Source organism: Nitrosomonas sp. Nm34 (assembly GCF_900113925.1).
Lineage (GTDB): Bacteria > Pseudomonadota > Gammaproteobacteria > Burkholderiales > Nitrosomonadaceae > Nitrosomonas.
In genome coordinates this window covers 22,658-35,408 of sequence record NZ_FORD01000029.1, presented here as the reverse complement: position 1 = coordinate 35,408, position 12,751 = coordinate 22,658, and the positions used below count along the sequence as shown (strand labels likewise).

Genomic DNA, 12,751 nt, shown 5'->3' with positions numbered 1-12,751 from the left:
CTTTTTGACAAGCTGCTGTTACGTAAACGCTCGATCATTGAGACCGTCAATGACCCATTGAAGAATAGTTCGCAAATCGAGCATTCCCGTCATCGTAGCCCGGTTAACTTCTTTGTTAATCTGATAGCCGGACTGGTGGCTTACACCTTTCGCGAGAAGAAACCCTCCCTTAATATCAGACTCCCTCAAGCTCTTCCAATCGTGATGTGATGATTCTTATGTCGAACTCACGTTACCGTAATAAATCATTCGCTGCCAGCAATCACCCCCCCACCCAGACATACCTTGCTTTCATACACGACCACTGATTGTCCGGGTGTGACTGCCCATTGAGGCTGTGCAAAATCAATCTGGCAACTGCCTTCATCAATACGATTAATTGCACAGGGCGCATCAGTCTGTCGATAACGGGTTTTAGCGGCATACACCCAGTCGCAATGAGGCGCTTTACCGCTAATCCAGGATAAATCGGTTGCCCATAAGGTGGAACGAAGCAATGCCGGATGATCATGCCCCTGTACCACGATCAGCACATTTTTCGCTCTATCCTTACCTGCAACAAACCATGGCTTGTCATTACCATCTTTTACTCCACCAATACCTAACCCCTGCCGTTGGCCAATGGTGTAATACATCAAACCGATATGCTTGCCAACCCTTATTCCATCTGGTGTCTGGATTTCACCTGGCTCATGCGGTAAATATCGATTGAGAAATTCACGGAAAGGACGCTCGCCGATAAAACAGATACCGGTACTATCCTTCTTGGAAAAATTGGGTAAATTATGCGCACGCGCGATTTGACGTACCTCGCGTTTGTAAAGATGCCCGATAGGAAATAGTACTTTAGACAGTTGTGCCTGGTTTAGACGATAGAGAAAATAGCTCTGATCTTTGCTGCCATCCTCACCTTTCAACAACTGATACGAGCCATGAATGTGACGTACCTGCGCATAATGACCCGTGGCAATAAAATCCGCACCCAGTGTAATAGCATGATCAAGAAATGCCTTGAATTTGATTTCAGCATTGCATAATACGTCCGGATTGGGTGTTCGCCCCGCCTTATATTCTGCAAGAAACAAACTGAATACACGTTCTTTATACTCAGCCGAGAAATTGATTACTTCCAGCGGGATATTGATGATATCTGCCACTGATACTGCATCAAGGAAATCCTCGCGGGAAGAACAATATTCATCAGTATCATCCTCTTCCCAGTTCTTCATGAACAAACCAATGACCTCGTAACCCTGCTCTTTCAATAGTAAGGCAGCAACAGAGGAATCCACTCCACCGGACATCCCTACGATGACACGCTGTTTTTTCATATTTTCACTCGTAATGTATAAGAATTTCTAGAGGATAGCGTTTGCCAGCCAAATAATCCTCAATACATTGCATGACGAGCGGGCTGCGATGGCAATTTCTTCGTTGATGAATCTCATCCAGATCAAACCAGGCAGCACGCAAAATCCCAGTATCCAGCGTTCGGTTTGGATCAAAGCTAGTTACGATACCAGACAGCGCGAAGCGCAAAAAGGTCGTATCAGCAGCACGAGAATGCCACTGATAAATACCAATCAGCCATTGCGGAATAAAAGTATAAGCGGTTTCCTCTAGAGTCTCCCGGATACTGGCCTGAATAATCGACTCGTTGGGCTCCAAATGGCCGGCTGGTTGGTTAAGTTGCATCCCCAGTTCCTGTTGATCTTCCTCTACCAATAGATATTTACCATTTTGCTCGATAACGGCGGCAACCGTAACATTAGGTTTCCAAATCATGGCGGTTGTACGGATTAATTTAATAAAGAAACGTATCTACAAAACTTGCTATCATCATGCCAGTAATACATTGATGAGAGTATATTTTTCATGCATATTTCAATCATTATTCCAGCTTTCAATGAAGAACGTTTGATTGGCCAGTGCCTACGATCTGTTACTGAAGCGCTTGCGGCCAACCATGACTTTGGTTTTATTCACGAAATCATCGTGGTCGATAACAATTCTACCGACAACACAGCCAATCTGGCAAAGAAGGCCGGGGCGCGCGTCGTTTTTGAACCCATCAACCATATTGCGCGTGCACGCACTGCCGGCGCTGCCGCCGCTACCGGTGATTGGCTGATATTTCTGGATGCAGATTGCAGGTTGAATACTGGATTATTAACCGATATTTTTCAATTAATCAAGGAAGGCAAGCATGTCGGCGCTGGCAGCACGCTGCTGATGCGAGGACTGCCTTGGTGGGCAAATGCAATATTAAAGCTCTGGACCATGCTGTCTGTTTTATTCGGCTGGGCGGCGGGTGCATTAATGGCATGTAACAGTAAGGCATTTCATGAAATAGGGGGATTCAATCTGGAATTATACGCAGCAGAGGAAATTGAATTCAGCCAGAAACTCAAGAAATGGGGGCAAGCCCATCATCTCAAATTCACCATTTTAACAGCACACCCACTTGAAACCTCTGCAAGAAAAATTAAACTCTATAGCAGACGAGAAGTTTTTGGACAATTTTTGCGTCTTATCCTTCACCCCTACCGATCGTTACATGACAAAAAATGGTTATCGATGTGGTATGACGGACGACGCTAACACTTAATGACATATATGAATCCTACGGAAAATACCGATAAAAGAACGGCTGCTATACACTGGCCCCATGTCCTACTCATCGTTTTATTTACCATTGTCATCACCATCGCTGGCACTTACTGGGTACTTAAAACCTATATTTTCGCTACTGCATTTACCCCAGTGGTACTGAACACCCAGGAAGAAAAAACCCTCCAGGCTAAACTGCATGCCCTCGGTTATGAAGCTGGATTTTCATCACGTACTACCGATACTACGCATACTACGAATCTGAAAAAAAACGGCGAAATCGACAAAAGCGGATTCCTGAAACCAGAACCCTACTCCGAAGAAAATGCCCCGCGAGCAATCAGTTTCACCGAACGGGAACTAAACGCGTTACTCGCTAAAAATACCGATCTTGCACAAAAACTGGCTATTGATCTCACTGATGATCTCGTAAGCGCAAAACTGCTTATCCCACTTGAAGAGGATTTCCCGGTACTGGGCGGCAAAACGCTCCGTTTCAATGCCGGCATCGGCATGGCCTATCAGCATGACCAACCGGTCATCATCCTCAAAGGTATCAGCATCATGGGTACCCCCATCCCTAATGCCTGGCTGGGCGGAATAAAAAACATCGATCTTGTCAGTGAATTTGGTGTCGATCCAGGATTCTGGAAATCCTTTTCGGAAGGAATCGAGGATATTCAGGTAACTGAGGGCCAAATCAATATCAAACTCAAAGAATAGCCTGCTTTCTTGCAATAAAATTGGGGGTGAACTCTATGATCTTATAAACCAACATCAAAAAAAGAACCGCTTTCAGGATGATTGGCTTATTATCACTTTACTTTTGAACGTGCTAATTCCATTTTTAAATCAAACCTGACTTTCTCGGCTTCACCTTGCCGTATTATTGTTATTGATACTGTCTGCGGCTCGCCTTCGCGTCTTTTTGATTTAGAAATGGAATAACTGGCAGTCTTGGACAATTGTCCTTATATTCTTGAACGCTATCTTTTCTTTTCCAAAAATTTAAGGGTTACCCGCTATGCTCTGGATTAAATCATTACACATCATTTTTATGGTTACCTGGTTCGCCGGATTGTTTTATTTACCCCGGTTATTTGTTTATCATGCCATGTCTACCGATCAAGCGGGAATTGATCGCTTCAAAGTGATGGAGCGTAAACTTTACTACGGCATCATGACACCCGGCGCACTATTGACATTGCTATTTGGAAGTTGGCTATGGCTTGGTTATGGTTTTTCCGGGGCCTGGCTATATGCTAAATTAGCTCTGGTTGTACTGTTAATCGCCTACCATCTATATTGCGGTAAGCTATTAATCGATTTTAAGCATGATCGTAATCAACACGGCCATATTTATTATCGTTGGTTCAACGAAATGCCTGTTGTCATCCTATTTGCAGTAGTCATCCTCGTCGTGGTCAAACCCTGGTGATCTCTGACGTGATTTAATCATCCATGACTTCTTGCCCGGGAAACAGCACATCGGTAAAACCGAACGTGCGAAAATCTGTGATTCGCATCGGATAAAGTATACCATGCAGATGATCACATTCATGTTGAACGACCCGTGCATGGAAGCCTTCTACCCTTCGGTCTATTGCATTCCCAAACTGATCAACTCCCTCATAATGAATCCGGGTATAGCGCGGTACCCTACCGCGCAGACCGGGAACACTTAAACACCCTTCCCAGTCTTCTTCCATTTCTTTCGATAATGGCGTCACAACAGGGTTAATTAACACAGTGAAAGGAACGGCTTCTGCCTCTGGATAGCGTGGATTATAGTCCACACCAAATATCACCACTCGCTGGTCGACACCAATTTGCGGAGCAGCCAGTCCTGCACCATTGAGTGCCGCCATGGTATCCTTCATATCTTGAATGAGTGCATCAAGTTCAGGCATATTGAACTCATTCACTCTCCTTGCCTCTTGCAGCAAGCGTGGATCTCCCATTTTTAAAACAGCTCTAACCGTCATTTATTTTCACCAAATGTCCTAATATATTTCGCACACTTACCATGGCTTTTTCCAAGACAGCGTAAACCTCTTCTAGCGGAATTGCACGTACGCTTGTGCCACGTCCTGCTGCATGATTCGCAACAGCCGCAATCGCAGCATAAGATAACCCTAACTCCTTGGCAAGCGCCGCCTCCGGCATACCTGTCATGCCTACCATGTCTGCCCCGTCCTGTTCCAACCGGTTCACTTCTGCTACTGTTTCAAGTCGCGGCCCTTGGGTCACCGCATAAACTCCCCCATCGATAATTTTCTCGTTGGCCTGTTTCGCTGCTAATAGCAGATGACGGCGGGTTTCCAGACAAAAAGGATGGGTAAAATCAGTATAAGTAATCGGCCTGTCGGTTTTATCAAAATAAGTGGATTTCCGACCATAGGTATAATCAATGATTTGATCCGGGACAACCACCGTGCTTGGGATCAAATCTGCGCGTATACCGCCTACTGATACGACCGCGATTACTCTTTTTGGTTTAAATAAACTCAACGCCCAAAGATTGGCCTGGTAATTCACTGCATGTGGCGGAATAGTATGACCATGACCATGCCGTGCCAGGAATACAATTTCTTGATTATCTATTTTGCCAAAGGTTAATGGACCAGATGGTTCACCATAAGGTGTTCTCACAATCTGACGATGTGATATCTCGAGAGAAGCGAGTTTGGTCATTCCGCTCCCACCAATAATTGCAAGCATCCCTTTTTCCACTTTCTTCCATTTCCCAATCAAACATAACGCCAAGGTGAACCGCAGACAGGATAAATCATACGGCAAGGTGAGGCCGACAAAACCAGGTTTGATTTGGAAATGGAATTACTCCTTCAGAGCAAAGATCGCAGGTAAATTCCGCCATAGACCCTTTATATCCATACCATAACCAAATATATACCGGTCTGGTAATGACATACCTATAAAATCCGCACTGATCGGCTTCGTTTTACCGATAACTTTATCTACAAGTACAGCACTATAAAAAGCTTTTGCACCCTCTTCCATAATGCGCTGCCGGATGGCTGCAAGCGTGAATCCTTCGTCAAGAACATCATCCAACACAAGCACGACTCTTCCCTTTAAATGAGCAGGAGGCAATACTTTCCATTCAATAACACCGCCTTGAAGCGTATGATTATAGCGAGTCGGGTGCAAGTAATCGAAATCCAGGGGAAAATGAAGTAATGGTAACAATTGTCCCGAAAAAACCACGGCACCGCTCATTACACAAAGAACCAAGGGATATTGCCCGGCTAATACCGTTGTAATATTTTTAGCCATTCGCTCAACTGTTTCTGACAACAAATGAGCAGAAGCGATCAATTCTGCATGTATTAAAAATTGATTTGCTTCTTTATCAGCGAGTACGGCCATATCAATTGTCGGTTCCAGAACTATCTTGCAACAATTTCACTAGCCCTGCTTCATCAAGTATCTTAATACCCAATTTTAGCGCTTTGTCATATTTGCTACCCGGATCGGCTCCTGCCACTACATAATCAGTTTTTGTAGAAACACTGCTCGTGACTTTTCCACCTAAGTGTTCAATTTTTTCTGTCGCCGTATCTCGTGTCATATTGGGTAAAGTTCCTGTCAGCACAAAGGTCTTGCCATAAAGTAGATTACTCACCAGCTTTACCTTTTCTGAACTCTCTTCCCATCTGACCCCACAGCTACGTAACTGCTCGATCACCTCCAGATTGTGCTTCTCTGCAAAAAAATCAACAATACTTAGCGCCACCACAGGCCCGATATCTGGCACCTCCTGTAACTGCTCCACGTTCATACCCATCAGCCGGTCAAGCTCGCCCACATAATTCGCCAGATCCTTGGCAGTAGATTCACCTACATGACGAATGCCTAGTGCATAAACGAATCGAGCGAGTGTGGTCTGTTTACTGTTTTCAATCGCTACTAGCAAATTATTCGCTGATTTCTCTGCCATACGCTCCAGATTAGCCAGCGCGGAAAGACCAAGTTTATAGAGATCAGCAGGCGTGCGCACGATCGAATTTTCCACTAATTGATCTACCAGTTTTTCACCCAGCCCTTCGATATCCATCGCCCGGCGTGAAGCAAAATGAAGAATGGCTTGCTTGCGCTGTGCAGGACAAAATAAACCCCCAGTACAACGTGTCACCGTTTCTCCTGGCAGACGCACTGCTCGAGCACCACAGATGGGACAGTGATCAGGCATTAAGAAAGGTTTTGCATGCGATAAGCGCTGCTCAGGAACAACAGCTACCACCTCCGGAATGACATCCCCCGCTCTGCGCACAATGACTTTATCGCCTATCATAATTTGCTTGCGCTTGATTTCATCTTCGTTATGTAAGGTGGCATTGGTAACTGTCACGCCGCCAACAAAAACCGGTACTAATCTTGCAACCGGCGTGAGCGCTCCTGTCCTTCCCACTTGAACATCAATGCCTACCAGGTCAGTCACAGCTTCTTGCGCAGGAAATTTATGGGCAATGGCAAAACGAGGCGCACGGGAAACGAAACCAAGTTTTTCCTGCTGTGCAAAATCGTTCACTTTATACACGATACCATCAATCTCGTAAGGCAGCTTATCACGTAATGCAGTCATCTCATGATAGTAAGCGAGTAATGCTGTTACACCGGTGACAACTTTATAGCCGCGGGCTATTGGAAAATGCAGTAATTGCAAATACTCCATCACTTCACTTTGTCGAGTATAGGGAGGAGTTATCCCTTTATGGACACCCACGCCGTAGGCAAAAAAGGCCAATCTGCGCTTCGCAGTAATAGATGGATCAAGCTGCCTGAGTGAACCTGCTGCAGCATTGCGTGAATTAGCAAAGGTTTTTTTACTTTTTTCCTGTTGCTCCAGATTGAGTTTGTCAAAATCTGCTTTCAATATGAGCACTTCACCCCGCACCTCAAACAAAGATGGCGGCTCTTCGAGAGACAATCTTAAAGGAATCGATTTAATAGTACGCAAATTGAGGGTAATGTCTTCTCCTTGATAACCATTGCCACGTGTAGCACCATTTTTCAATATACCTTTTTCATAAGTCAAATTAACAGCTAATCCATCGTATTTAGGTTCTACCATATATTCGACCTGATCAATTTTTAGTTCTTCACAGATACGTCGATTAAATGCTTCCACTTCACTATCTTGAAACGCATTATTCAGTGAAAGCATGGGTGTGTGATGCGTTATCTGCGTAAATTCTTTGAGCGGTGCAGCACCTACGCGCTGAGTAGGAGAATCAGAGGTAATGAGCTGAGGATAATGTTGCTCGAGCTGCTGCAATTGGCGGAACAACCGGTCGTATTCTGCATCCGGAATGGTCGGTGCATTTAATGCATAATAACGATAATTGTGCATATCAATCGTTTCACGCAATATCTGAATTTGCTGTTGAATTATTTTGATGGAATCGTTCATATCAATTTTGAAACATCAATGCGTAATCATAACTCCGGGTGCGAGTCAAGTTAGAAATAGTGCTGCAAATTCTATTTATTCTAGATATTTTTCCACCAATAATAACCTTAGAATAGTAATTTTTTTTTGAAACACTCAAACCTGAAGAAGGCACCGTTAGACGAGATGGTGCGTACGATGAGACCACGATGTCATTCCCTGCAGTAAAAAGCAAGGCTGTCTTCGTACCTGGAGCAATCTATGATACACCTCAAAGCCGCACCACTCTTCTGGTGAATAAGAAAATTCCAAAAAATGTCTGCCTGTATCATGGGCTAACTCTCCAATTAGGCGCTCAGTTGCGGGCTTAAGCTAACTATTATTTCTTGGAGATTTATACTTTTCCTATCGACTTTATTATTGAAACAAACCATCACTTGACAGCGTTTTATTCCAAGAGCATTATTTAAAAAAAAGCAAGTTATTAGGAAAAATAAATTTAATTTCAACACCTTAATTTCAGACCAAGAAAAAGTTTATGAGTATATCTTTGACGTTTAAAGAAACCATGTCGGGTTATTTTACCCTCGGAGTAACTGATCCGGCTGAAGGAGCCAAGGCAGGTAAGCAAAACAACACTCAGCTCGCCATGCATGCCAAAGTTAGTTTAGATGACCTGGATCGCTTTTTAAGCGACCCGAACCATCTAGGATCGTTGACCGGCACAGTAGATTTTCCACCCTTTGGAACAGGCATTGCGGCGAATTCTGGCGTTTTCAACCTGTTCAAACCTACCAATGATCCCGACATGACCTATATGGTCTACGAATTAGCGTTTCAGCATCAAGGACAAGATTATTATTTAGCCGGTCACAAGAACGTCAAGGACGATCCTGGCTTTGATCTCTGGTCTGATACGACCACTTTGTATACCTGCTTACATCAAGGTAAAGATAAGCATGGTCCGATCGTTGGTGCGGGCATATTGACATTAGGTGTTAAACAACTGGCTGATCTGATTTCCACTATTAAAGTACCGGGAGCGACCAGCCTGGCTGAGAAAGCACACGCTATTGAAAAATTTGGCGCATTTTTTGCCGGAAAACTATGGGATAGTTATGTTATTCCTAAATTCGGTAAGCAGTTACTCGATAAATCTCATGATGAGACACTGCATTATGATGTAATTGTCATTGGTAGTGGCTTTGGTGGTGCGATAACTGGCTGTAGATTAGCGGAAAAGGGACTGAAAGTCTGTATTCTCGAACGAGGTCGCCGCTGGGAAGTCAAGGATTATCCACGCGATCCAAAGAACGCTTGGTGGTGGTCCAATGAAAAACCAGCTGAATTGAATGGGTGGATTGATCTGCGCACCTACCCTAACATGTCGGTTGCCCAGTGCAGTGGCGTGGGTGGCGGCTCACTCATTTATGCAAATATTTTTGTTGAAGCGGAGCCATTTGTTTTTGATATGGGCTGGCCCAAGGAGATCACTTACGAATCCTTAAAGCCCTATTATGAAAAGACTGGCAAGATGCTCAACGTCCAGGAAGTTCCTGATAATCAGTGGCCAGCCAAGATGAAGCTGATGCAAGAAGCTGCTGAGAAAAGCGGTTACAGTAACCGTTTTCGTAAAATGCCACTCGCCGTCAACTTTGACCCTGATTTTAGCTATGATCGTGCCGATCCCTTCGGTAATCAGCATACTAAATATCACATCAATGCGTTCGGTCAGGAGCAAGGAACCTGTGTTCACTGCGGCAACTGTGACATTGGGTGTCCAGTCAAGGCCCGTAATACCCTTGATTTAAATTATATTCCTCTGGCTGAACAGCACGGAGCTGTAGTCAGGCCACTGCATTTAGTGCAACGGATCACACCATTACAGAGCGGTACAGGTTATCGTGTGGATTTCAATGTAATCGATATTGATAGAAAAAAACTGGCTCCTGGTTTTCTCAACGCCAAAAAAGTGATTGTTGCAGCCGGCACCATGGGAACTAACGAGTTGCTCCTGCGCTGCCGTGATCAATATGGAACCTTACCCAATCTTAGTTCTGTTCTCGGAACGGGATGGAGTTCCAACGGCGATTTCCTGACGCCGGCTGTTTTTAACAATCGTGATATTTCACCGACTCAGGGTCCGACGATCACTAGTGCCATTGATTTTCTGGATGGCTCCTTTAAAGGGCAGCGATTCTGGGTACAAGATGGTGGCTTACCCAATCTGATCAAAGACGCCGTTACTGGTTTAAGTACAGATCATCAATATGGTCATTTTTTTAGTATTCTGCAAAATCTGGTCAAAAACAATAACCCTTTATCTTGTGTCATGCCATGGTTTGGGCAGGCAGTTGATGCTTCTGATGGCGTGCTTACACTCTCACGCAGCCGGATTCCGCCATTTCGCCACAAGATGCAACTGAATTGGAATATTAAAAACTCAGAAGGCGCTGTGCAGGCATTAATCGATATGCATAAAGAACTCTCAAAAGCGACAGGGGGAGCTGCTGAAGTTCCTTTGACTTGGACTGTTCTGAAAAATTTAATTACCCCGCATCCTTTGGGAGGCTGTCGGATTGGTACGAGTAGTATAGATGGCGTTGTTGATCATAAGGGAGAAGTATTTGGTCATCCTGGTCTTTATATTGCTGATGGGTCTATTATCCCGAAAGCCATTGGATTAAATCCTTCTCGCACGATTGCTGCCTTAGCAGAACGTATTGCAGAACTTATCAAGCCTTGATTCCAGCTATAACAAATTATATTGAGAGAATAACATCATGAGTCTGATGGAGCGCACGGTTCCTTTCACGGCTGGCGACGGCATGGCGTTGAACCTGATTAATGTTCGCTCAGCCACTCAGCCACCCAAGCAAGGGCCCATAATCCTGGTTCACGGCGCAGGAGTTCGGGCAAATATTTTCCGTGCACCCGAAAAAGAAACGATTGTCAATGCACTTATCGAAGCGGGTTATGATGTCTGGTTGGAAAACTGGCGTGCCAGCATCGATTTTCCTGGCAATACGTGGACGCTCGATCAAGCCGCACTTTACGATCATCCTTACGCAGTGCGTAAAATCTGCGAAGAAACAGGGTACAAAACCATGAAGGCGATTATTCATTGCCAAGGTTCTACCAGTTTTATGATGTCTGCCATGGCAGGCCTCCTGCCGCAGGTGACAACCATTGTTGCCAACGCAGTAACCTTGCATCCTGTAGTCCCCGCCTGGTCAGCGTTTAAGCTGAATTTTGTTGTACCAGTAGTAAATATGTTGACCCCCTATGTAAATCCTCATTGGGGCGTAGAGGCACCTAGCTGGATTGCCAAGATAATGACAGCTCTGGTCAAATTGACACATCATGAATGTAATAATACGGTCTGTAAGTGGGTGAGCTTCACTTATGGCAGCGGCTTTCCAGCTTTATGGCGGCATGAAAATCTCAGCGAAAATACCCATGAGTGGCTTAAGGAGGAATTCGGTAACGTACCCTTGAAATTTTTCCATCAGATGGCTCGTTGCGTCCATAAGGGCAATCTGGTGTCGGTAGAAGGCTTTCCTGACTTACCAGCAGATTACGTTGCGACGCCACCCAAAACAGAAGCGCGTTTTTCATTCTTTTGTGGTGGTAAAAATCGCTGCTTTTTACCAGAAAGCCAAGAAAAATCATGGGCCTATTTTGATAAACTGAGGCCTAACTTCCATACTTTTCATAGACTTCCTGAATACAGTCACTTGGATATCTTCATGGGTAAGCATGCTGCGCGTGACGTATTTCCCATCATGATCGAAGAACTCTCTAAATAATGAGGAGATAACTAACTACATGGGCATTCCAAAGCGAATCAAAGCAATTTCCGGCCAACATTCCCTGGTCGACGGCATCCCTTTTCAATTACCTGTACAATGCGCGCCTTCCCCCGTGCTGATGGTTGCATTCCCTATCAATGCAGACAAGGCCAAAGCAGTATTGCCAGCAGAGGTCCATCCGCTGCGGCTCCGCAATAATAAGGGGCTGCTGGTCATAACCGTCATCAATTACTTAGGTACCAACATCGGTAAATATATCGAATATAGTATCGGCATCGCCTGCACTCATGGGCTTAAGCCTGCTCCACCGTTACTCCCCTTGTTACTGATGAATACTTTCGGCACAGGCCAATATGTGCTCGAATTACCAGTCTCTACAAAGATTTCTGTAAAAGGTGGCAAGGGTATCTGGGGCATGCCTAAACATCAAGGTAATCTGAACTTTAATATCAGTGATAAAACCGTTAGCAGTCAATATGATCTGGATGGAAAACTGGTGACTTATATAGAAATCGCTCGTCCCTCATTCTCTTTCCTGCCATTATTGAACATCCCTGCTGTCAATTACTGCGCTTTCCGCGGTATGCTACTCAAATCCAGCATTTACATTAGAGGCACAGCGGGCATGAAGCTGTTTAAGTTTGCCAATGCCAAACTCGTGCTGGGTGATCATCCACGTGCTGATGTCTTGAAAACCCTGGAAATTGAGAATCAACCTTTGATGACTGCATTCATACCGGATGTTATCGGTACGCTTGATGATCACATCGAATCCTGGTTCCTTCACGAGGCCACTTCCCCATCAACCCCACCAGAAGGATTTGAAAGCGTCATAGATTTGCCGCTGGATGAAACGTGGCCATCACCGCCAAGTGCACCGATTATCGGTGAAACGTTTGGTAACCTCAACCGCTAA

General features: G+C 44.8%; 13 protein-coding genes. 7 read left to right on the top strand and 6 right to left on the bottom strand.

Annotated elements, in window-relative coordinates; genetic code table 11:
* Positions 1 to 210, top strand: a 210-nt coding sequence (locus tag BM283_RS11520) for a transposase (protein ID WP_302848290.1), incomplete at its 5' end; no start/stop codon positions are given.
* 35 nt (positions 211 to 245) lie between these two features.
* Here BM283_RS11520 and mnmA read toward each other — a convergent pair.
* Together mnmA and BM283_RS11510 are read right to left on the bottom strand one after the other, a co-directional pair.
* The gene (mnmA, locus tag BM283_RS11515) at positions 246 to 1,331 is read right to left on the bottom strand and encodes a tRNA 2-thiouridine(34) synthase MnmA (RefSeq protein WP_090693225.1); all 1,086 of its coding nucleotides are present in this window, start codon (positions 1,329 to 1,331) and stop codon (positions 246 to 248) included.
* Positions 1,332 to 1,335: 4 nt separating this feature from the next.
* On the bottom strand, positions 1,336 to 1,785 hold the full coding sequence (locus BM283_RS11510; RefSeq protein ID WP_090693222.1) for an NUDIX hydrolase: 450 nt from the start codon (positions 1,783 to 1,785) through the stop codon (positions 1,336 to 1,338).
* A gap of 90 nt (positions 1,786 to 1,875) precedes the next feature.
* On the opposite strand from BM283_RS11510, the gene BM283_RS11505 reads away from it, so the two are divergent.
* From BM283_RS11505 to BM283_RS11495, 3 genes are all read left to right on the top strand, one after another.
* Complete coding sequence (locus tag BM283_RS11505) at positions 1,876 to 2,601, top strand: glycosyltransferase (protein ID WP_090693221.1); 726 nt, start codon at positions 1,876 to 1,878, stop codon at positions 2,599 to 2,601.
* Between the two features lie 15 nt (positions 2,602 to 2,616).
* The gene (locus tag BM283_RS11500) at positions 2,617 to 3,333 is read left to right on the top strand and encodes an arginine N-succinyltransferase (protein ID WP_090693218.1); all 717 of its coding nucleotides are present in this window, start codon (positions 2,617 to 2,619) and stop codon (positions 3,331 to 3,333) included.
* Between the two features lie 301 nt (positions 3,334 to 3,634).
* Positions 3,635 to 4,048 carry a CopD family protein gene (locus tag BM283_RS11495; RefSeq protein WP_090693215.1) on the top strand — a complete coding sequence of 138 codons (414 nt, stop codon included), beginning with the start codon at positions 3,635 to 3,637 and terminating at the stop codon, positions 4,046 to 4,048.
* Between the two features lie 13 nt (positions 4,049 to 4,061).
* On the opposite strand, the gene def is transcribed toward BM283_RS11495, so the two are convergent.
* The 4 genes from def to ligA all read right to left on the bottom strand — a co-directional run bounded on the left by def (position 4,062) and on the right by ligA (position 8,044).
* Complete coding sequence (gene def / locus BM283_RS11490) at positions 4,062 to 4,595, bottom strand: peptide deformylase (RefSeq protein ID WP_090693214.1); 534 nt, start codon at positions 4,593 to 4,595, stop codon at positions 4,062 to 4,064.
* Complete coding sequence (locus BM283_RS11485; RefSeq protein WP_090693211.1) at positions 4,585 to 5,331, bottom strand: S-methyl-5'-thioinosine phosphorylase; 747 nt, start codon at positions 5,329 to 5,331, stop codon at positions 4,585 to 4,587. The genes def and BM283_RS11485 overlap by 11 nt, the downstream gene beginning before the upstream one ends.
* 117 nt (positions 5,332 to 5,448) lie before the next feature.
* Complete coding sequence (locus BM283_RS11480) at positions 5,449 to 6,000, bottom strand: hypoxanthine-guanine phosphoribosyltransferase (RefSeq protein WP_090693209.1); 552 nt, start codon at positions 5,998 to 6,000, stop codon at positions 5,449 to 5,451.
* Between the two features lies 1 nt (position 6,001).
* On the bottom strand, positions 6,002 to 8,044 hold the full coding sequence (ligA, locus tag BM283_RS11475; protein WP_090693207.1) for an NAD-dependent DNA ligase LigA: 2,043 nt from the start codon (positions 8,042 to 8,044) through the stop codon (positions 6,002 to 6,004).
* Positions 8,045 to 8,561: 517 nt separating this feature from the next.
* On the opposite strand from ligA, the gene BM283_RS11470 reads away from it, so the two are divergent.
* Genes BM283_RS11470 through BM283_RS11460 form a run of 3 tightly spaced genes read left to right on the top strand, consistent with a single transcriptional unit; the run spans position 8,562 to position 12,751 of the window.
* Positions 8,562 to 10,769, top strand: a complete 2,208-nt coding sequence (locus tag BM283_RS11470) for a GMC oxidoreductase (RefSeq protein ID WP_217646506.1) — start codon at positions 8,562 to 8,564, stop codon at positions 10,767 to 10,769.
* A 37-nt stretch (positions 10,770 to 10,806) separates the two neighbouring features.
* Positions 10,807 to 11,832: an alpha/beta hydrolase family protein gene (locus tag BM283_RS11465; protein WP_090693205.1), complete on the top strand. Its 1,026-nt coding sequence runs from the start codon at positions 10,807 to 10,809 to the stop codon at positions 11,830 to 11,832.
* A gap of 19 nt (positions 11,833 to 11,851) precedes the next feature.
* A complete protein-coding gene (locus BM283_RS11460; RefSeq protein WP_090693202.1) occupies positions 11,852 to 12,751 on the top strand; it encodes an acetoacetate decarboxylase family protein in 900 nt (299 codons plus the stop codon).

Excerpts from the sequence above, each read along its gene's own strand:
- mnmA (WP_090693225.1), bottom strand. The coding sequence starts at position 1,331 with ATGAAAAAACAGCGTGTCATCGTAGGGATGTCCGGTGGAGTGGATTCC.
- BM283_RS11510 (WP_090693222.1), bottom strand. The coding sequence starts at position 1,785 with ATGATTTGGAAACCTAATGTTACGGTTGCCGCCGTTATCGAGCAAAAT.
- BM283_RS11505 (WP_090693221.1), top strand. The coding sequence starts at position 1,876 with ATGCATATTTCAATCATTATTCCAGCTTTCAATGAAGAACGTTTGATT.
- BM283_RS11500 (WP_090693218.1), top strand. The coding sequence starts at position 2,617 with ATGAATCCTACGGAAAATACCGATAAAAGAACGGCTGCTATACACTGG.
- BM283_RS11495 (WP_090693215.1), top strand. The coding sequence starts at position 3,635 with ATGCTCTGGATTAAATCATTACACATCATTTTTATGGTTACCTGGTTC.
- def (WP_090693214.1), bottom strand. The coding sequence starts at position 4,595 with ATGACGGTTAGAGCTGTTTTAAAAATGGGAGATCCACGCTTGCTGCAA.
- BM283_RS11485 (WP_090693211.1), bottom strand. The coding sequence starts at position 5,331 with ATGCTTGCAATTATTGGTGGGAGCGGAATGACCAAACTCGCTTCTCTC.
- BM283_RS11480 (WP_090693209.1), bottom strand. The coding sequence starts at position 6,000 with ATGGCCGTACTCGCTGATAAAGAAGCAAATCAATTTTTAATACATGCA.
- ligA (WP_090693207.1), bottom strand. The coding sequence starts at position 8,044 with ATGAACGATTCCATCAAAATAATTCAACAGCAAATTCAGATATTGCGT.
- BM283_RS11470 (WP_217646506.1), top strand. The coding sequence starts at position 8,562 with ATGAGTATATCTTTGACGTTTAAAGAAACCATGTCGGGTTATTTTACC.
- BM283_RS11465 (WP_090693205.1), top strand. The coding sequence starts at position 10,807 with ATGAGTCTGATGGAGCGCACGGTTCCTTTCACGGCTGGCGACGGCATG.
- BM283_RS11460 (WP_090693202.1), top strand. The coding sequence starts at position 11,852 with ATGGGCATTCCAAAGCGAATCAAAGCAATTTCCGGCCAACATTCCCTG.